Origin of the sequence: Nitrospirillum amazonense (assembly GCF_007828045.1) — a bacterium.
Taxonomy (GTDB): Bacteria; Pseudomonadota; Alphaproteobacteria; order Azospirillales; family Azospirillaceae; genus Nitrospirillum; species Nitrospirillum amazonense_C.
Map to the genome: position 1 here is coordinate 90438 of NZ_VITN01000003.1, position 19691 is coordinate 110128.

Annotated in this window: 19 protein-coding genes; 2 read left to right on the top strand and 17 right to left on the bottom strand. The window is 67.5% G+C overall.

Annotated elements, in window-relative coordinates:
• Positions 1-3 precede the first annotated feature (3 nt).
• The 6 genes from ybeY to FBZ89_RS05710 all read right to left on the bottom strand — a co-directional run bounded on the left by ybeY (position 4) and on the right by FBZ89_RS05710 (position 5955).
• On the bottom strand, positions 4-600 hold the full coding sequence (gene ybeY / locus FBZ89_RS05685) for an rRNA maturation RNase YbeY (RefSeq protein ID WP_145749073.1): 597 nt from the start codon (positions 598-600) through the stop codon (positions 4-6).
• On the bottom strand, positions 597-1622 hold the full coding sequence (locus tag FBZ89_RS05690) for a PhoH family protein (RefSeq protein WP_186457245.1): 1026 nt from the start codon (positions 1620-1622) through the stop codon (positions 597-599). The genes ybeY and FBZ89_RS05690 overlap by 4 nt, the downstream gene beginning before the upstream one ends.
• Before the next feature lie 5 nt (positions 1623-1627).
• Positions 1628-3088 carry a tRNA (N6-isopentenyl adenosine(37)-C2)-methylthiotransferase MiaB gene (miaB, locus tag FBZ89_RS05695; protein WP_281292004.1) on the bottom strand — a complete coding sequence of 487 codons (1461 nt, stop codon included), beginning with the start codon at positions 3086-3088 and terminating at the stop codon, positions 1628-1630.
• Positions 3089-3267: 179 nt separating this feature from the next.
• The gene (locus FBZ89_RS05700) at positions 3268-4137 is read right to left on the bottom strand and encodes a lysophospholipid acyltransferase family protein (RefSeq protein WP_145749074.1); all 870 of its coding nucleotides are present in this window, start codon (positions 4135-4137) and stop codon (positions 3268-3270) included.
• A 50-nt stretch (positions 4138-4187) separates the two neighbouring features.
• Positions 4188-5003 carry a GNAT family N-acetyltransferase gene (locus tag FBZ89_RS05705; protein WP_145749075.1) on the bottom strand — a complete coding sequence of 272 codons (816 nt, stop codon included), beginning with the start codon at positions 5001-5003 and terminating at the stop codon, positions 4188-4190.
• A gap of 538 nt (positions 5004-5541) precedes the next feature.
• The gene (locus FBZ89_RS05710; RefSeq protein ID WP_088870415.1) at positions 5542-5955 is read right to left on the bottom strand and encodes a Ros/MucR family transcriptional regulator; all 414 of its coding nucleotides are present in this window, start codon (positions 5953-5955) and stop codon (positions 5542-5544) included.
• A gap of 120 nt (positions 5956-6075) precedes the next feature.
• On the opposite strand from FBZ89_RS05710, the gene FBZ89_RS05715 reads away from it, so the two are divergent.
• On the top strand, positions 6076-6297 hold the full coding sequence (locus FBZ89_RS05715; protein WP_281292008.1) for a sulfurtransferase TusA family protein: 222 nt from the start codon (positions 6076-6078) through the stop codon (positions 6295-6297).
• Positions 6298-6339: 42 nt separating this feature from the next.
• Here the strand turns inward: FBZ89_RS05715 and FBZ89_RS05720 are convergent, their stop codons facing one another.
• A complete protein-coding gene (locus FBZ89_RS05720) occupies positions 6340-6828 on the bottom strand; it encodes a GNAT family N-acetyltransferase (RefSeq protein ID WP_246172056.1) in 489 nt (162 codons plus the stop codon).
• Positions 6828-7595, bottom strand: a complete 768-nt coding sequence (gene tsaB, locus FBZ89_RS05725) for a tRNA (adenosine(37)-N6)-threonylcarbamoyltransferase complex dimerization subunit type 1 TsaB (protein WP_145749076.1) — start codon at positions 7593-7595, stop codon at positions 6828-6830. The genes FBZ89_RS05720 and tsaB overlap by 1 nt, the downstream gene beginning before the upstream one ends.
• Before the next feature lie 62 nt (positions 7596-7657).
• On the opposite strand from tsaB, the gene ddpX reads away from it, so the two are divergent.
• Positions 7658-8239 carry a D-alanyl-D-alanine dipeptidase gene (gene ddpX / locus FBZ89_RS05730; RefSeq protein WP_246172057.1) on the top strand — a complete coding sequence of 194 codons (582 nt, stop codon included), beginning with the start codon at positions 7658-7660 and terminating at the stop codon, positions 8237-8239.
• A gap of 36 nt (positions 8240-8275) precedes the next feature.
• Here the strand turns inward: ddpX and FBZ89_RS05735 are convergent, their stop codons facing one another.
• The 9 genes from FBZ89_RS05735 to FBZ89_RS05775 all read right to left on the bottom strand — a co-directional run bounded on the left by FBZ89_RS05735 (position 8276) and on the right by FBZ89_RS05775 (position 19527).
• A complete protein-coding gene (locus tag FBZ89_RS05735; RefSeq protein ID WP_145622359.1) occupies positions 8276-8866 on the bottom strand; it encodes a malonic semialdehyde reductase in 591 nt (196 codons plus the stop codon).
• A 175-nt stretch (positions 8867-9041) separates the two neighbouring features.
• Positions 9042-10055 (bottom strand): glucosaminidase domain-containing protein, encoded by a 1014-nt coding sequence (locus tag FBZ89_RS05740; RefSeq protein WP_186457217.1) that lies wholly within the window; start codon positions 10053-10055, stop codon positions 9042-9044.
• A 510-nt stretch (positions 10056-10565) separates the two neighbouring features.
• On the bottom strand, positions 10566-11120 hold the full coding sequence (locus FBZ89_RS05745) for a NifU family protein (protein ID WP_004271492.1): 555 nt from the start codon (positions 11118-11120) through the stop codon (positions 10566-10568).
• 474 nt (positions 11121-11594) lie between these two features.
• Positions 11595-12107 carry a universal stress protein gene (locus FBZ89_RS05750; RefSeq protein ID WP_145749078.1) on the bottom strand — a complete coding sequence of 171 codons (513 nt, stop codon included), beginning with the start codon at positions 12105-12107 and terminating at the stop codon, positions 11595-11597.
• 43 nt (positions 12108-12150) lie between these two features.
• A complete protein-coding gene (locus FBZ89_RS05755; protein ID WP_145749079.1) occupies positions 12151-12870 on the bottom strand; it encodes a TIGR02186 family protein in 720 nt (239 codons plus the stop codon).
• Between the two features lie 23 nt (positions 12871-12893).
• Positions 12894-13817, bottom strand: coding sequence for a sulfite exporter TauE/SafE family protein (locus FBZ89_RS05760; RefSeq protein WP_145749080.1), 924 nt, complete (start codon positions 13815-13817; stop codon positions 12894-12896).
• A gap of 147 nt (positions 13818-13964) precedes the next feature.
• Positions 13965-14963 carry a tryptophan--tRNA ligase gene (gene trpS, locus FBZ89_RS05765; protein WP_004271489.1) on the bottom strand — a complete coding sequence of 333 codons (999 nt, stop codon included), beginning with the start codon at positions 14961-14963 and terminating at the stop codon, positions 13965-13967.
• Positions 14964-15062: 99 nt separating this feature from the next.
• A complete protein-coding gene (gene murJ, locus FBZ89_RS05770) occupies positions 15063-16619 on the bottom strand; it encodes a murein biosynthesis integral membrane protein MurJ (protein WP_145749081.1) in 1557 nt (518 codons plus the stop codon).
• 70 nt (positions 16620-16689) lie between these two features.
• Positions 16690-19527: a [protein-PII] uridylyltransferase gene (locus tag FBZ89_RS05775; RefSeq protein WP_145749082.1), complete on the bottom strand. Its 2838-nt coding sequence runs from the start codon at positions 19525-19527 to the stop codon at positions 16690-16692.
• Positions 19528-19691: the final 164 nt, after the last annotated feature.

The window sequence follows — 19691 nt, forward strand, 5'->3', positions numbered from 1 at the left end:
CGGTTAGTGCGTGGTCTCTTCGCTCTGAGGGTCTTCGCGGGTGGGGCCGGCACCGTCCCGGTAGGGATCGGCGATGCCCATGTCCGCCAGGATCGCCGTCTCCAGCCGTTCCATGGTCTCGGCCTCGGCGTCCTCAATGTGATCATAGCCCAATAAGTGCAGCACGCCATGGATCACAAGGTGGGTCAAGTGGTTGGCGACGGGTTTGTTCTGTTCCGCCGCCTCCGTCATCAAGGTTTCATACGCCAGGATGATGTCGCCCAGCAGGTAGGGCGGGCGTTCCATACCTTCCGGCAGCTCAAATTCCTCGTCCTCATCCTCGTCACCCAGCATGGGGAAAGAGAGGACGTTGGTGGGCTTGTCCTTGCCCCGGTACTGGTGGTTCAGCACCCGCACGGCGGCGTTGTCGGACAGCAGGATGGAAACCTCGCCCTCACCCTCCGGCAGGGCGTCGGCGTCCACCGCCAGCACCTGGCGCAGGGCCTTGCGCGCGGCGGCGGTCACGAGATCCTCCACGCCGGGGATGGTGGCCTGCCAGTCGCCGGCCTCGACCTCGACGATGATCTCCAGGGCGTCGGCCCGGGTCGTGTCCATGGTCATTCCACGGCGTCCACCGGCGCCTTGGCCTTATCCGCCAGGCGCCTTCTGCGGGCGTCGGCGCGGTCATAGGCGTCGACGATGCGTCCGACCAAGGGATGGCGCACCACGTCGGCGGCGGAGAAGTGGACGAAGGCCGCCCCCTCCACACCCTCCAGCACCTCCACCGCCTCGCGCAGGCCGGACTTCACGCCGCTGGGCAGGTCCACCTGGCTGAGGTCGCCGGTGATGGCCATGCGGCTGCCTTCGCCCAGGCGGGTCAGGAACATCTTCATCTGCATGGGCGTGGTGTTCTGCGCCTCGTCCAGCACGACGAACGCATTCGCCAGGGTGCGGCCGCGCATGAAGGCCAGGGGCGCCACCTCGATCTCGCCCGACACCAGGCGCTTGGCCACCTGCTCCGCCGGCAGCATGTCGTGCAGCGCGTCGTACAGCGGGCGCAGGTAGGGGTCCACCTTCTCGCGCATGTCGCCGGGCAGGAAGCCCAGCTTCTCCCCCGCCTCGACCGCCGGGCGGGACAGGACGATGCGATCCACCCGGCCGGTGATCAGCAGCGACACGGCCTGCGCCATGGCGAGATAGGTCTTGCCCGTGCCGGCGGGGCCCAGGCCGAACACCAGCTCGTTCTCCGCCAGCGCCTTCAGATAGGCGGCCTGGGTGGGGGAGCGCGGGGTGATGTCGCGGCGGCGGGTCTTCAGCACCGCCTCCGGCCGGGTGATGGAGGCCAGGGCCCGGCCCCGGCTTTCGGCGTCCACGCCGGTGGCGATGCGCATGGCGGCATCGACCTCGGCCGGCCCCACGGGCATGCCGCGCTTCAGCCGTTCCCATAGGGCGTCCAGGGCGGCGCGGGCGGCACCCGTGGCATCCTCGGGCCCGGTGATCGTCAGGCAGTTGCCGCGGCTGATGAGGTTGACGCCCAGTTGGCGCTCGACTCGGCTCAGATACTGCTCATGTTCCCCGAACAGCAGGGGCAGCAGGCGATTGTCATCGAACTGCAGATCGATACGCTGGTCCGGTCCGGACACTTGGGTCACGCCGTCATCTCCTGATGATTGGCCTTGATATCGGGGCTGATGAAGGACGGGGGGCCGCCCGCGCCCTGCTGGGCCTCGCCGTGCACGCTTTCGGTGGTCACGACCTCGCCGCCCAGGCTACTGGCCGACACCGCGGTGACGCGCACCGGCACCACCTGGCCCAGCAGGCGGTCGGGGGCGGCGGCGTGGACGGCCTGCATGTAGGGGCTGCGGCCCAGCAGCTGGCCGGCATGCTTGCCCCGGCGGTCGAACAGCACCTCCTGCACCGTGCCCAGCAGGCCGGCGTTGAAGGCGCGCTGCTGTTCGGCCAGCAGGTACTGCACCGCCTCCAGCCGCGCCGACTTGTCGTCCTCGGTCAGGCGGCCCTCCGCCATGGCGGCGGCGGGGGTGCCGGGGCGGGCGCTGTATTTGAAGGAATAGGCGCTGGCGTAGGTCACGTCGGTGATCAGCCGCAGGGTGGCGGCGAAATCCTCCGCCGTCTCACCGGGGAAGCCGACGATGAAGTCGCTGCTGAGCGCCAAGCCCGGCCGGGCTTGGCGCAGCTTGTCGACGATGCGGCGGTAGTCGTCGGCCGTGTGCTTGCGGTTCATGGCCGCCAGGATGCGGTCCGACCCGCTTTGCACCGGCAGGTGGACGAAGGGCATCAGCTGCGGCACCTGGCCGTGGGCGCTGATCAGGTCGTCGTCCATGTCGCGGGGATGGGAGGTGGTGTAGCGGATGCGCCGCAACCCATCGATCTCCGCCAGCTCACGGATGAGCCGGCCCAGGCCCCAGGTGCCGGTCCCCCCGGACGATGTGGCCGGCCCTTCGCCGTGGTAGGCGTTGACGTTCTGGCCCAGCAGGGTGATCTCCACCGTGCCGTTGGCCACCATGCGGCGCGTCTCTTCCAGGATCTGCGCGGCGGACCGGGAATATTCCGCACCCCGCGTGTAGGGCACGACGCAGAAGGTGCAGAATTTGTCGCAGCCTTCCTGGACGGAGACGAAGGCCGACGGCCCCTGGGGCGTAGCGCCCTCGCCCGGCAGCAGGTCGAATTTGCTCTCCACCGGAAAATCGGTGTTGATGACGCCGCCGGCGCCACGCACGGCGCGGGTCACCATCTCCGGCAGCTGGTGATAGGTCTGCGGCCCGAACACCATGTCGACATGGGGGGCCCGCGCCATGATCTCCGCGCCCTCCGCCTGGGCGACGCAGCCGGCCACGGCGATGATCATGCGCTCGCCCGCCGCCGCCTTCTCCTGCTGCTGCAGGCGCAGCCGGCCCAGTTCGGAATAAACCTTCTCCGACGCCTTCTCGCGGATGTGGCAGGTGTTGAGGATGACCATGTCGGCCCCCTCCGCCTGCTCCGCCGGCTCATAGCCCAGCGGCGCCAAAACGTCGGCCATGCGGCCGCTGTCATAAACGTTCATCTGGCAGCCGTAGGTCTTGATGAACAGCTTCTTACGCGACGTCGCCACACCGAACTCCTTGCCGCGCCGGATCACAGGCCGCGGGCACCGCACGAACGGGAAAAAGCGCGCCGGCTCGGGGCTGGCGCGCTGGCCGTAACATTAGGCGGCCGGGGATCGTAGTCAAGGTGGGGTTCGGCCTGGGCTGATCCGGGCGGCAAGCGGGGCGGAGCACGTCATGACGCTGGTCAGGCCGCCCCGGCCGCCGCTTCCGGCGTGATGCCCGCCGGTGCGGACGATGCGGGGCGGGTGGATGCCAAGGCCCGCGACCAGCGCCCGGACACGGCGCGGTCCACGCCGGCGGCCACCACCTGCCAGCAATGGTCGGCCAAGGCCTTGCGGGAGGAGAAGTCCTCCAGCGACACCACGGGGTGGAATTCCACCCGGATGCGCAGGCGGCCGGCGCCGATCATCTGCCACAGGTGGGGCGGCAGCTCCATGTCGCCATACCAGGCGTACAAGGGACGCAGTTCATGACCCAGCGGCAGGTCGTCCAGGTGGGTGCAGGTCACGCTGACCGGCTGCACCGCCACCGGGTGGCCGTCCACCTGGGTGTTGGCCACGGCGAACAGGGCGGTCTTGAACGGCAGGACGCGGTTGCCGTCGCTGCTGGTGCCCTCGGGGAACAGTACCAAGCTGTCCCCCCCGATCAGGCGGCCCGCCATGTCGTCGCGCTGCTTCCCGGCCTCGCGCTTGTTGGCGCGGTTGACGAAGACGGTACGCTGCAGCTTGGCCAGCAGGCCGAACAGCGGCCACAAGCCCACCTCGGACTTCGCCACGAAGGAGCAGTTGATGAGGGAGCCCAGGACCGGAATGTCCAGGTAGGAGGAATGGTTGGAGACGAACAGCGTCGGCCGGCCCACCGACGGTTCACCCACCACATCGACGTCCAGCGCCAGCATCAACCGGCAGCAGACCCGGTGGTAGAAACGGGGGAAGCGCGCCTGCCCCGGCAGGTTCAGCGATACCAGGACCGCCTGCACCGGAATGCACAGGAAGGTCCACGCCATGTAGAGGGCCAAGCGCAGGAAACCGGCACGGGTGGAGCCGATCGCCATGGTATGCCCTCCTCCGGACGAGGTTGCGGATGCGGGGGAAGCGGACAGGATCAGATCAGGGACGAGCCGCGCCGCTCGTAATGGCGCAGGTACTTGTCGGTGATCATGTCGGTCTTCACCACGATAGAGACGTCGGTGGTGTTGAACTGATGGTCGACCACGGCGCCATCGCCCACGAAACCGCCCAGACGCAGATAGCCCTTGATCAGCGGCGGCACCATGGCCAGGCCGCGGCGAGGATCCACGTCATGCTCTTCCATCAGCCGCATATCGACGTAGCGGTGCGGCAGGGCCACCGGGCGCAGGGCCGGCGGGGCCAGGTGATGATAGTGCAGGTAGGACAGCGGCAGGGCCAGCGCCTTGGGGTCGGTACCGGGCAGGCTGGCGCAGCCGAACAGCAGGTGGATGTCGTGCACGGCGACATAGGCCGCGATGCCGCGCCACAGCAGCTGCATGGCGTGCCGGCTGCGATAGGCGGCGTCCACGCACGAACGGCCCAGCTCCAGGATCTCGCCCCGGTATTCTTCCAGGCGGGCGATGTCGTATTCGTCGCAGGAGTAGAAGGAACCGGCGCGGGCGGCGGCGGCGCGGCGGATCAGGCGGTAGGTCCCCACCACCCCGGCGGGGCCGGCGCCCCGGGCGTGGTCGATGACCAGCAGGTGATCGCACAGCGGGTCGAAATCATCGAAGTCGCGGCGCAGGCGCAGCATCTCCGGCGTCGGGCGCGCTTCCATCTCTTCGTAGAAGACCTGGTAGCGGATGGCCTGGGCGGCCTCGACCTCAGCCTTGGTTTCGGCGAGGCGGACCTCCAGGCTCCCCATGCGAAGATCGCCAGAGGTCAGAGCGTCGATCGTGATGTCAGCCATGCTCTCGTTCGCGGTCCTTGAGCGGCGCCAGAGGCGGTCGCGATTTGCGTGACGCGTTCCCGTTCGAAGTCCTGGCCTGTCGAAGCCGGGCTTACGACCCCCCGGGAGGACGCTTCCGACATTGGCATACCACAAAGCAACGCGGGGCGGTCAACCGACTCATGCGGGGGAACCCCACCGGGTCACGAAAGATTCACGCGTCTGTTAGGTCGAAGAAACAATCCCCACGGTTTCGCCAAAGCTGTGGAAACGCCCGGCGCTCGGCTGGCGGCGGGGCCTGTCCAGCGCGCCCGGCACCGATGGGGAGGGCGGCCGCGAATGGCACCATCGCTTGGAAAACGGGTTGGGGCGGTCCGCCCCCCAACCTTCGCGGGCCCCGGCCCGCACCCATGGCCGAAAGGTGGGCGGCGTGGTCCATTCCGGAGGCCGCAGGGGCGCTGGACGGCCGCGGCGCAGCCCTGCCCTGCGGCCGGCCGGATCCGGCGTTTCGCCTCGGCCGACAGGCAAAGCCGACCGTGCCGAGGCCTACGCGGGGGTCTCAGGCGTCGCCGCGCGCCCGGGTTCCCAGCCCGATTTCCTTGGCCAGGCGCGAGCGCTGCTTGGCGTAGTTCGGGGCCACCATGGGGTAATCCGTCGGCAGGGACCACTTCTCGCGGTATTCCTCGGGCGTCATGTTGTAGGCCGTCTTCAGATGGCGCTTCAGCATTTTCAGCTTTTTTCCATCCTCAAGGCACACAATGTATTCAGGCGTGACCGACCGCTTGATCGGAACGGCGGGCTGGGGCTTCTCCACCGCCACCGGCTGATCCTGGCCAATGTTGGTCAGCGTCTTGTAGACCTGTTCGATCAGCGCCGTCAGGTCGGCCGGGGGCACTGTATTATTGGAGACGTGGGCGGAAACAATTTCCGTGGTCAGGGATAACAACTCACTCGCCGCGGACGGACCGGTCATTTTCCTTACTCCAAGGATTCAGTACCTGACTTGTATAAGTCTAAACCATAGGCATGGCAATAACGTTCAAGTCCATCGCGTGAGGACAGATTGATAACCGAGACGCCTATACCCAGTCTTTTGGATATAACGACACAGGTTTGCCCTATTACCTTTGTGAGAGCCAAGCTTGCGGTGGAAAAGCTGAAGCCAGGTGAAACGCTGGAAATTCGGCTCAACAGCGGTGAGCCGCTTCAGAACGTTCCGAGGTCATTGGCCGAACACGGCTATACAGTGGAGTTGCGCGGGCCGGAGCGGATTGATCAGCCGGAAGGCATACACCGAATACGTGTAACAAAGTAAAATCCACCCGCTTATTTTGTTTCCGTGGCCGGGCGTGCGGCTTTACACCACGGCATTGGCGTCCACCACGCGACGCAGCAGCAGCGCCGCCACCGGCTGGCCGCCAAGGTGGTAGTAATTCGCCCGGCGGCCCACCGGTTCAAACCCTGTGGCGGCGTAAAGACGGCGGGCCGGCGCGTTGGTCTCCGCCACTTCCAAATAAAGCGCGGCGGCGCCGGCGGTGGCGGCCGTATCGACACAGGCCTGGGTCAGGGCGGTGCCAAGGCCCCGGCCCCGGGCCGTGGGGGTAACACCGATGGTCAGGATCTCCGCCTCGTCCACCACGGTGCGGATCAGGGCCATGCCCAGGGGTTCCTGCTCATCCTGGGCGATCAGGGCGGCCACGCCGGGCAGGCCCATGAGATCGGCGATGGCCTGGGCCGACCAGGGCGGTCCGGCCACGTCGGGATCGGCGAAGCACAGGGCGTGCACCGCCGCCAACACCTCGGCCTCGACCGCTGACGCGGGGCGGATCCACCAGGCGGTCGCCATCAGGCCGGTTTCCCCGGGGCCACCGTGACATCCGGCGCCCGGATGTAGAGGGGGTTGGCCGGATGGGCGGCCAACACGGCCGGGATGGCCAGCGCCGTCATGCGCGCCACCGCCAGCGCCGGCCCCTCGGCGGAGAGCGCGGCCACCAAATGGTCACAGCCGGCGATGCTCAGCACCGTCGCCACCGCTGGCGACGCGTCGCCCAGCAGCAGCGGCATGCCGGTCAGGCGGGCGGCGAAGGCCGGCACGTCGGCCGGCAGCACCGCATCCGGTTCGGACAGGGCCACGCCGGCGGCGTCGAACGCCTGCAGGTAGAAATCCTCGCGCCGGCTGTCGATGGCGACCAACAGGGGCCGGCCATCGGGCACCGTGCCCCCCAGGCCATGAACGGCGGCGTGGGCGAAGGCCTGCAGGCCGGTGACGCCCATCAGCGGACGGCCGGCGGCCAGCGCCAAGCCGCGCGCCGCCGCCAAGCCCACGCGCAGGCCGGTGAAGGCACCGGGGCCGATGGTGACGCCGTAGCGGTCGATGGCGGCGTAATCCAGCCCGGCCTCGGCCAGCACCTCTTCCACCAGGGGCAGCAGGCGCTCGGCCTGGCCCCGGGCCAGCGCCTCCGCCTTGGCCGCCAGGGCGCGGGACTGGCCCGTGACGGGATCCACCCGCCACAGGGCCGCGGCGCAGACGCTGGTGGCGGTGTCGATGCCCAATGCTATCGTGGGCCCCGGCACGAAGGCATCGGCCGGTGAGCTGGCGCTGGTTTGGCCCATATGGCGGTTTCCCTAGAACGTTCCCGAACCCAAGACATACCCAAACGAGGCAGCACGCGACCATGGCGCCCACCGGTCAACCGCATTTCATGACCATCGCCCCAGAGACGGGGTTCGACGTCGACCTCGACCTTCGCTATGCCACGGCCGACAACCTGACGGGAAGCCCCCTGTATAGCCGGCCGACCTGCCTGCTGCATCCGGCCGCCGCCGCCTGCCTGGCCCGGGCCGTCACCCGCGCCGGCGCGCTGGGCTTGCGGCTGCGCATCTTCGACGCCTATCGCCCGCCGCAGGCGCAGTGGGCGCTGTGGCGGGCCCTGCCGGATCCGGTGTTCATCGCCGACCCCCGCGAGGGCTCAAACCACACGCGCGGCGTGGCGGTGGATCTGACCCTGGCTCAAGGCGACGGCACGCCGCTGGACATGGGCACGGGCTTCGACGACATGAGCCCGCGCGCCTACCACACCGATGACACGGTGCCGGCGGAGGTCCAGCGCAACCGCGCCCTGCTGACGGGCATCATGGCCGTGGCGGGGTGGACACACTACATGTCGGAATGGTGGCACTACCAGTTGCCGGACGCCCACCGCTACCCGCTGGTGGACGACGGCGCACTGGGACCCCGCCTTTCCGCCCGAGGGTGACGGCCCGAGCCAGCGCCCAGGCCGTCCGGTCAAACCTCAAACGATGCTGCACGCTTCCTCGAACTCCAGGCGTGGCAGGCGCGGAAACACCTTGGACGGATCACCGTAGCCGATGTTGCACAGGAAGTTGGACTTCACCGTGCTGTCGGGAAAGAACTCAGCATCGACCTTGGCGTTGTCGAAGCCGGACATGGGGCCGCAGTCCAGGCCCAGGGAGCGGGCGGCCAGCATGAGGTAGGCGCCCTGCAGGGTGCCGTTGCGGAAGGCCGTGGTGCGGGCCAGCTCCTCGCTGCTGGTGAACCAGGACCGGGCGTCGGCATGGGGGAACAGGCGGGGCAGCTGGTCATAGAAGGCCAGGTCATGGCCGATGATGGCGGTGACCGGCGCCTTCATGGTCTTTTCGGTGTTGTTGCCGGACAGGGCGGGCTTCAGCCGTTCCTTGCCCTCGGCCGAGGTCACGAAGACGACGCGGGCCGGGCTGCAGTTGGCGCTGGTGGGGCCGAACTTGAACAGGTCATAGAGTTCGCGCAGCAGCGCCTCGGGCACCGGCTTGTCGATCCAGCCGTTCTGGGTGCGCGCGGTACGGAACAGCAGGTCCTTGCCTGCCTCGGTCAAGGGTTCGCTCATGGGATCCGGTTTCCTGCCTGTGATTGTCCGGGTGGCACCCCGAAGCATGCCGGGGGGTCCGGGGCGCCGCAAGACTGCCGGCTTTGCGGCGCCCGGAAAATCAAGAAACCGTCAAGAGAGCGGGCGGGCGCGTGCAAGTGGGCCTTGGCAAGTGAGCCTTGGGCAAGTGGGCCCGTCAGCTGGCCCGCTTCACCTGCACCACGGTCTGTTGCGGCTCGTTGTGCAGCACCGCCTGGTCGAAATCGCGCAGGTTGTTGGTGCGGATGAGGGAGCGCACCGCCTTCACATAGACCGGACCCAGCTCGGAATACTTATCCAGCGTATTCAGCAGCAGCATGGTGTCCAGCGGCTTGCCCTGGCGGCGCAGGGTGGCACGGGTGGCACGGAACTGGGCGTAGGCGTCGTGCGTGTTCAGGTTCTGCATGTAGACGCGCACGCATTCCAGCAGATCCTCGAACTTGCGGAAGCGTGAGGTGTCGCCGGGGTGACGGTTGCGGGGGGTGATGCCCTCCTTCTCCTCTTCCGACCAGGTCAGCTGGCCGAACAGGGCGTTGCCGTGCTGGGCGAAGCGGGAGGTGCCCCAGCCGCTTTCCTCGGCCGCCTGGGCCAGCGCCATGGACACCGGCACCACGTCCACCCGGCGCAGCAGGGCGTCCAGGTCGATCTTGCGGGCGGGATCCATGCCGTAGCGGACCGCCAGCCGCGCCACCCACACCTGGTCCAGCGGCGACATGGCCGCACCCGGGGTCGGCGCGGCGTCGGCCGGGGCGGGATCGATAGCGCCATGCGGCGCTACGCCCGGGGCCGCCGCGCGCAGGGCGGCGGTGACCACCTTGCCGCCGGTGGGTGCACCGGTGGAAGCATTGGAATTGGGTCCACCGGAATTGCTTGGGGCGGCCTTGGCGGCGGCATCGGCCGGCACGCCCTTCATGCTGTCGCGCAGCGCCATCAGGCGGGCGCGGTCACGCTCGATCTCCTCATTCACCAGCAGCAGCAGGGGCAGCATGGTGTTCACGAAGATCTGCTTGCGGTCGTCCACGCTGTCCATCTTGCCCAAGTCGCGGGGGAGGCCCGCCAGCACGATGCGGGGCACCGGACGCTCGCCGGTGCGCACCTCGTCCAGCGTGAAATTCTTTTCCTTGAACAGGGCCAGCAGGTTCTGCGCATCCAGCTTGGGCTGGACGGTCACGGGCTGTTGTACCTGAACCACGGCCGGGGCGGCCGGGCGCGTCACGGGAATGATAAAACCGGTGGGTGCCAGAAGCGGACCGCTTCCGGACGCCAGCTCAGCGAGGGTCAACGGGAACACCGCGAAAACCATCACGAGCACGGAACCAATAGCCAGCCAGCGCTGCGCGGGAATCCCCGCAGTGTCGACCTTCGCCATTAATGAATGCTCCGAACAGTTACCGAGGAACGTCCAGACGCCCGCCCCATCGATCGCGTCCACAGTTCAGGGACATAGGGCGATCGGGGTACGCGTCCATGGGACGTTTTTGCTGCCGGAAATCAAATCCGGGATAATCCGTTCAGCCATGCCCAATGGGCCCGCCACTATGTGGGCCATTCTCCAGGCCGGCATGGCTGCACGGTACCTTACACCGTCGGGGGGGCGCGTCTCTGTCGGTCCCAATCCCCATCAGGTGCCGCCCACCAAACATCCTCCCCGTTCCGATCCGGGGGGTGGGCGGCGCGCATACTAGCGGGCAGCGCGCACTTCGACAACCTCAGGAATGTAGTAACGCAGCATGTTTTCGATGCCGGCCTTCAATGTCGCGGTCGAGCTGGGGCAGCCCGCGCACGAACCCTTCATGGTCAGGTAGACCACGCCCTTGTCGAAACCGTGGAAAGTGATGTCGCCACCATCCTGCGCCACGGCCGGACGCACGCGGGTGTCCAGCAATTCCTTGATCTGGGTGATGATCTCGGAATCTTCTTCTTCACCTTCGCTGTGGCCGTCTTCCGCCTCATCCAGCAGGACGGGGCGTTCGGCGGCGAAATGCTCCATGATCCGGCCCAGGATCTGGGGCTTCAGCGTAAACCAATCCTGGCTTCCGCCCTTGGTAACGGTGACGAAATCACCGCCCAGGAAGACCCGTTCCACGCCATCGACATCAAACAGCGCCTGCGCCAGGGGAGAGCGGTCGGCGGCCGTCCGGTCGGCGAAATCGGCCGTTCCCCGCGCCAACACCTCCCGGCCCGGAATGAACTTCAGGGTGGCCGGATTGGGGGTGTCCTCGGTCTGGATGAACATTCGGAAAACCTTGAAAGACAATACGGAAATGCGGATTTAAAATACGGCAGCGCGCCGTATGTGCACCAGCATTTTAGCCAAAATGGGGCGATTGTCCGCCAATATCAAGGCGTCCCGTCACAGACCCGGTCTGCGCGACCCCGCGCCGGGACTGGCACGGCCGCAAAACAAGCCGCGAAAACCCTCGCAATCGCCTGGAATTAGTGCCTCTGGCGACGCGATGCCGCGCCCGCGATTGCGAGCGCTGTCGGATTTTAAAAGATCGGATTTTCAAAAGCGGAATGACCCGCCATCACCGCTTTTAAAATCCCGGTCACAGTTTTAAAACAGCCCGCGAAACGATCCTTGCAACGCCCTCACCCCACCGCCTCTGCCGCCCTTGATAGGCCCCGACCGGGGCCGCCGGAGCGGGTACCGAAGGGCGGAGCGAGGACAAGCCCGGGGGCGGATGCCCCGCCGGCGTTTGAGGCATGCTTAAGTTATCAAATCCAGCTGCAGGTCATTCAGCGAGCCGGGAACGATGGTGATGGGGATGCGCAGCGTGCCCGACATCTTGCCCACGATATAGGTAATGAGGGGGCCGGGCCCGGCGGTGCCGGTGCCGGCGGCCAGCACCAGGATAGAGATGGTGGGCTCCTCGGCGATCAGGGCCAGCAGCTCGTCGCGGGTGTCGCCCTCGCGCAGATAGATCGCCGGAGGGGAACCGCAGATGTCCACCACGTCACGGGCCAGGCGCTGCAGCAGCTGCTCCGCCTCCTCCCGTCGTTCCTGGCGCATCAGGTCCTCTACCGCCGCCCAGTGCTGGAAGTCGCCGGGCTCGATGCAGTGCATCAGGGCGACGCGGCCGCCGGTGCTGCGGGCGCGCCGGGCAGCGTAGTGCAGGGCGACGGTCATCTCCTCCGTCTCGTCCACCACCACCAGGAAGATGCGGGTCTGGCAGGCGGCGGGAGCGGCGCTCAGCGCGGAGGTGGGATCTTCTGTGGACATGGGACGCGGCACCCCTCTGCTCAACGATTGGAACGACCAGGCCTCAGCCCTTGCGGAAGACGCTGCCGGCCAGCCAGCCGGCGCCCATCGCCAACAGCACGCCCAGCAGGCCATAGACCAGGCCGTTGTGCTGGGCGAAGTCGAAGATGTCAGCGGAGAAGCCGATCTTGCTGACGGCCAGCGGCGTGGTCTGAGCCCCCACCACGTCCTGGTCGCGGATAAGGTAGACGCTGACGGTGTACAGCCCGATCGGCACGTTGGCCGGAAAGCTGATCGAGGTGCGGAACAGGCGCTGGCCCAGGAAGACCACCTCCCCCACCTCGGTGCCGTACAGCCCCTCGCGCTGCTTGTTGCGGATCAGGGCGGCGCGGAATTCCGCCACCGTGGCCGCATCAACATCGGCGCGCGGCAGCATGCGCACATGATCAAGCCCGATTTCGTGGCGCTGGGCAACCGCCGGCGGCAGCAGCGCATCCAGCGGTTTGTTGCTGGCGACGCCGTAGAAACCGGGCACATGGGAGAATTTCAGGGTCTCGTTATTGATCCAGATGCCGGCCATGCGGTCCTTGCGCCGCACGGTTTGCGAGGTTTCCGGCCCCTCGATCACCACGGCGACATCGCCGGGCTGGTCGATGGCGCCGAACAGCACCACGTCGGTGCCGGTGAAACCGGTGGTGATGGCGATCAAATGACTGGACAGGTCGGCCACCAGGGTCTGGGCTCGCGCCGGCGTCCAAATTGCCAGCAACGCCAGCACAGCCATCGCCCCGCCCCAGCGCCGCGCCCTCATTTCGGGCCCGCCGTGGTGGTGATGGAATAGAGGTCGTCCGGCGTCAGCACCAGGTCCACCGCCAGCTTCACGGCCACCCCCAGCACGGTCAGGGCCAGCAGGGCGCGGGCCTGTTCGCCCTTGAGATAGCCGCTGGCCCGCGACCCCAGCTGGGCCCCCAGCACGCCGCCGATCAGCAGCATCATGGCCAGCAGGATGTCGACCGTGTGGTTGGTGGCGGCCTGAAGGACGGCGGCGACCGCCGTGGTCAGGATGATCTGCAGCAGCGAGGTGCCGGCCACCAGGGTGGTGGGCATGCCCAGGATGTAGATCATGGCCGGTACCAGCAGGAAACCGCCGCCGATGCCCATGATGGCCACCAGCACGCCGCCGATGAAGCCGATGCCCACCGGCAGCAGCACGCTGATGTACAGGCGAGAGCGGGGAAAGCGCATCTTGAACGGCAGGCCGTGCAGCCAGGTGTGATGGTGCAGCTTGCCCCGCGTCGCCCCCTTGCGCCGGCCGCGGAACAGGGCCCGCACGCTTTCCATCAGCATCAGGCCGCTGATGCCGCCCAGGAAGATGACGTAGGACAAGGAGATGACCAGGTCGATATGGCCCAGGCGCTGCAACATGCCGAACAGCAGGACGCCCAGCACGGTGCCGACGATGCCGCCGGCCTGCATCACCAGGCCCAGCTTCACATCCACGTTGCGCTTGCGCCAGTGGTACATGACGCCGGAGACGCCGGCCCCCACCAGCTGGTTGGCCTGGGTGCCCACCGCCACCGCCGGCGGCACGCCGATGAAGATCAAGAGCGGCGTCATGAGGAAACCGCCGCCCACGCCGAACAGGCCTGACAGGAAGCCGACCATGGCCCCCAGGCCCAGGACCCAGAAGACGTTGACCGACATCTCGGCGATCGGCAGGTAGATTTGCATGGGACCCTTAAGGCGTGCCGGCCATGGGTCCAACTCTACCCGAGCGGCGGCACGCGGGCCATGGCCCTTGCCGCCGCGCCCAAAGAAAAACGGCACGGGAACGGGCCCCATGCCGTTGATCTCAAAGCACCGGAACCTCCGCGCGGCTCAGGGCCGCAGCAGGCCCACGATGTCCTTCACCTCGGCCATGGTCCGGGCCGCGATCTCGTTGGCCTTGTCGGCCCCCTTGCGCAGGATCCGGTCCAGCTCGGCCGGGTCGGCCAGCAGCTGGTTCATCTTGTCGGTGATGGGCGACAGCTTGGCCACCGCCAGGTCGCACAGATCGGCCTTGAAGGCGGAGAAGGTGGCGCCGGCGTGGCGGGACAGGGCATCCTGCTTGGAGATGTTCTCCAGCGCCGCGTAGATGGTGACCAGGTTGTCGGCCTCGGCCCGCTTGGCCAATTCCTCCAGCGTGGCCGGCAACGGTTCCGGATCGGTCTTGGCCTTGCGGATCTTCAGGGCGATGGCGTCGGCGTCGTCCGTCAGGTTGATGCGGCTGTAATCGGACTCGTCCGACTTGCTCATCTTCTTGGTGCCGTCGCGCAGGCTCATCACCCGGGTCGCCTCGCCCAGGATCTGCGGTTCCGGCAGGGGGAACACGTCCTTCTCATAGAACCGGTTGAAGGCGCCGGCAATGTCGCGGGCCAGTTCCAGGTGCTGCTTCTGGTCCTCGCCCACCGGCACGTGGGTCGCCTTGTACAGCAGGATGTCGGCGGCCATCAGCACAGGATAGGCGTAGAGGCCCAGGGCCGCCATGTCCTTCTGCTTGCCCGCCTTCTCCTTGAACTGGGTCATGCGGTTCAGCCAGCCCATGGGGGTGTGGCAGGAGAAGATCCAGGCCAGTTCGGAATGACCCGACACGGCCGACTGGTTGTAGATCAGGTTGCGGTCGGGATCGATGCCGGCGGCGATGTAGGCCGCGGCCACGGCGCGGATGTTCTTGGTCAGCGTCGGCGCGTCCTGCGGCAGGGTCAGGGCGTGCAAATCAACGACGCAGAAGATGCATTCGTACTGGTCCTGCAAGGCCACCCAGTTCCGCAGCGCGCCCAGGTAATTGCCGAGATGGAGCAGGCGGGTCGGCTGCATGCCGGAGAAGATGCGGTTCATGGATATGGCCTTGGCAGGAAGATAAAACCGGATGGCGAAAGTAGGGCCCCGGCCCCCTGGCGGTCAAGCCAGGCCGGGGCTCCCCTCACTTCCGCGCCCTCACTTGCGTCTACGCCGCAGGCGCGCCAGGAAGTCGGTGACCACCACGCCCCGCAAGGCCACCACCGCGACGCCGTAGGTCACCAGCCCCGCCGTCACCAGCCCCGCCAGCGCCGGCACGCGCACCCAGACGCTGTCCACGAAATACGGATCCAGTGCCGTCGCCAGGGGGATAAGGCAGCCCGCCATGACCAGGCTGGCCGCCAGGATGCGCGGCGCCCGGGTCAGCAGCTGGCGGTCCAGCCGCAGCCAGCCGCGCCGGGCCAGCGACAGGGCCAGCAGGCTGATGTTGCCCCAGGCGGTGATGGTGCTGGCCAGCGCGATGCCTACATGGGCCAGCGGCGTGTAAAGCGCCAGCACCGTGGCCAGGACCATGTTGCCCGCCAGGGTGGCGATGGCGATGCGCATGGGGGTGCGCGTGTCCTGGTGGGCGAAATAAATGGCCGTCAGCACCTTGGAGGCGACATAGGCCGGGATGCCGGGGGCGTAGACGGCCAGGGCCAGGGCGGTCTGGTGCGCCTCCGCCAGGCCGAAGCGGCCACCATGGAACAGCGCCTTGTAGATGGGCTCCGGCACCAGACCCAGGGCGAAGGCCGCCGGCAGGGCCAGCAGCAGACCGAACTCGATGCCCCGGCTGACATGGTGGTCGATGGCGTCCCGCTCCCCAGCCTGGACATGGCGGGACAGGGTGGGCAGCAGGGCCGTGCCGATGGCGATGCCGATGACCCCCAGCGGCAGCTGGTTCAGGCGGTCGGCATAATAAAGGTAGGAGATGGACCCCGAGGGCAGCAGCGAGGCCACATGGGTGCCGATGATCAGGTTGATCTGGATGACGCTGGCGCTGATGGCGCCCGGCACCATCTGGCGGAACAGGCGCTTCAGATCCGGCGTCAGACGTGGCCAGGTGATGCGCAGCGCCACCCCCGCCCGGTGGCAGGACACCGCCAGCCAGATCATCTGCACCATGCCCGAAATGGTCAGGCCCCAGGCCTGGCCCAAATTGGCCTCAAGGTGCAGCCAGACGGTGCAGCCCAAGGCCGCGATCATGCAGATGTTGAAGGCGATGGGCGCCGCCGCCCCCGGCGCGAACCGGCCCAGCGCGTTCAGCACGCCGGTCTGCAGGGCGGTGATGGAGATGAACATGAGGTAGGGGAAGGTGATGCGCCCCAGCTCCACCAACCGGGAAAAGTGTTCCGGCTGGTCGGCGTACCCGCTGGCCAAGCCCAGCATCACCCAGGGCATGGCCATCATCACCAGGGCGGTGATGGGCAGCAGCACCAGCACCATGAAGGATAAGGCCTGGTCGGCGAACTGGTCCGCCGGCCCCCGCCCCCGCGCCTTCAGGTCGGCCGAGTACATGGGCACGAAGCTGACGGTGAAGGCCCCTTCCGCAAACATGGAACGGAAGTAGTTGGGCAGGCGCTGCGCCACGATGAAGATGTCGGCCGACACCCCCGCCCCCAGCACCCAGGCGGTCAGCAGGTCACGAATAAACCCGCCGACGCGGGAGATGAGGGTGAGGCCGCCGACGGTGGCGGTAGCGCGTGCGAAGCTCATAGTGCTCGCGCATTATCCGAAAACGTGGGCCCACACCAGTGTTGTTCGTGTGTTCTCAAGCGCCCGGCGCTCACTCCGCCGCCGCCGCGGTGCGGCGCCGGGCGGCCGGCTTGGCCTTGGGTTGTTCCGCCGCCGGATCGGGGTCGTCCAGCACAGCCAGCAGTTCCTTGCGAATCTGGGTCAGCTTGGCCTCGTGCGCCACCTTCAAACCGAAGATGTCCTTCACATAGAACACATCGACCGCCGCGTTGCCATAGGTCGAGATCTTGGCCGAGGCGATCTGCAGGTTCAGCGCTGTCAGCGCCCGGGTCAGGTCATACAGCAGGCCCGGCCGGTCGCGACCATTGACCTCGATGACGGTGTAGCCGGCGCTGGCCTTGTTATCGACCAGCACGCGCGGCGGCACGCGGAACACGCGGGTGCGCGACGGCAGGGGCGAGGCGCGCTTGGCCAGTTCCGGCGCCAGCTTGATGTCGCCGGCCAGCGCCTTTTCCACCGAGGACTTAAGCCGCGTGCGCTTTTCCCCGCTGTCGAAGCGGGCGCCGCTGGGGCCCGCCCCCTGCAGGGAGAAGACATCCAGCGCCATGCCGTTGGTCATGGTGGTGATGCGGGCGTCGACGATGTCGCCGCCGGCCAGCGCCATGGCCCCCGCCAGGCGGGAGAACAGGCCGGCATGGTCGGCGGTGTAGATCGTCACCTCGGTCACCGAGCGGCCGGGGTCGTAGCGAGTCTCGATGGTCAGCGGCGCCTGCCCGGATTCCGCCTCATGGATCAGGCGGGCGTGCTGGGCCAGGGTGGGCGGGTCGAAGGCCAGCCAGTAGTTGGGGTAGCCCAGCGCCAGATGGTGGTCGACATCGGCCGGGGCCCAGTCGGGCAACTGGGCGCGCAACGCGCCTTGCGCATTGATGATGCGCGCCTCGCGCCCATCGGCGCCAACGACGCCGCCGGACATCATTTCCTCCGCCCGCCAGTACAGCTGGCGCAGCAGCGTGGCCTTCCAATTGTTCCAGCGGCCGGGGCCCACGGCGCGGATGTCGGCCACGGTCAGGACCAGCAGCAGCTTCAGGCGTTCCGGTGACTTCACGATGTCGACGAAGTCGCGGATGGTCTTCTCGTCATCCAGGTCGCGCTTGAAGGCGACGATGGACATGGTCAGGTGCTGGCGCACCAGCCAGGCCACCGTCTCCGTCTCCTCCTCCGTCATGCCCAGGCGCGGGCACAGTTTTTCCGCCACCTTGGCGCCCAGGATGGAATGGTCGCCGCCCCGGCCCTTGGCCACGTCGTGCAGCAGCAGGGCCACCGACAGCGCGCGCTTGGAACTGAGGGTGTGGATGACCTCGCAGGCCAGCGGCACCTCGTCCTTCAGGTTGCCCTTTTCGATGTCGTGCAGGATGCCCATGGCGAACAGCGTGTGCTCGTCCACCGTGAACATGTGGTACATGTCGTATTGCATCTGCGCCACGACCCGGCCGAAATCCGGCAGGAAGCGGCCCAGCACCCCGGCCTCGTTCATGCGGCGCAGCGTGACCTCGGGATCCTTGCGCGAGCCCAGGATTTCCAGGAACAGCCGATTGGCCTCCGGATCGTTGCGCACCTTGGGGCCCAGGGCGGAGATGGAGCGCGCGAGCGCCCGCAGCGCCTTGGGGTGGATGTCCAGGTTATGCCATTGCGCCACGCGGAACAGGCGCACCATGTCCACCGGCTTGTCGCGGAAATGCCGCTCGTCACGGATGCTGAGGCGGCCGTTGTCGATGACGAAGCCTTCCAGCTCGCTGGGCTTCACGCGCCGCAGGAAGGCGAAGCGGGGCGGCCGCTGGCTTTCCTGTTCCAGGGTGGCGCACAGGATGCGGGTGAGATCCCCCACGTCCTTGGCCATCAGGAAATAGTGCTTCATGAAGCGCTCGACATCGCTGGTGCCGGCGTGGTCGGTGTAGCCCAGCCGCCGCGCCATCTCGCCCTGCACGTCGAAGGTCAGGCGGTCCTCACCCCGGCCGGTCAGGTAGTGCAGGTGGCAGCGGCAGGTCCACAGGAAGTTCTGCGCCTTGGCGAAGCGCTGCGCCTCCTCAGCCAGCAGCACGCCGTTGGCCACCAGATCCTTCACCTTGTCGACCTGGTAGACGTACTTGGCGATCCAGAACAGGGTCTGCAGGTCGCGCAGGCCGCCCTTGCCCTCCTTCACGTTCGGTTCCAGCACATAGCGGCTGTCACAGAACTTCAGGTGGCGGCTGTCGCGCTCGGCCAGCTTGGCCTCGATGAAGGCGGGACCGGTGTTGGCCACCACCTCCTTGGTGAAACGCTTGCGGAACTCCGCGTACAGCTTGTCGTCGCCATAGAGGAAGCGGGCCTCCAGCAGGCTGGTGCGGATGGTGATGTCGCCCAGGGCCTGGCGCACACATTCATCCACCGAACGCACGGCATGGCCGACCTTCAGGCCCATGTCCCACAGCAGGTAGAGGACGTATTCCACCACCTGCTCGATGCGCGGCGTGCGCTTGTAGGGCAGAAGGAATAACAGGTCGACATCGGAGAAGGGCGCCATCTCCTTGCGGCCGTAACCGCCGGTGGCCACCACGGCGAACTGCTCACCGCGCGTCGGGCCGGCGGTGGGGAAGACGCGATGCAGGGCGAAGTCGGCCAGCGACACGACGATGGCGTCGGTCAAGGCCGTGGCCTCGCGCAGGCAGACCTCTCCCCGGCCGCCATTTTCCAGCCGACGGCGGATGAGGGCACGGCCCTGGTCCAACGTTTGCCGCATCAGGGCCAGGATGCCGGCGCGCAGGGCGTCCGGCCGCAGGTCGCCATCCGCCAGGTTGGCCATGCGGGTGGTCAGCGCCTCGGCCGTGGGCAGCGCCTCCGGCAAGGCGGTTTCATCCAGCGGGATCGGGGCGGTTTTGGCGACAGGGGACATGGCGCGGCGAATCTCTGGCAAAGCCCGGCGGTTCCAGCCGGGCGGGCGGGCGCCATCCAGGGTCGGGGCACCAGCACCGCGGGTCCCGGGACGGACCGGGAGTATGGCACAAACTTTTTCCCACGCATCACCCCATGCGCGGCCCGATGCCTTGGCTAGCCGTT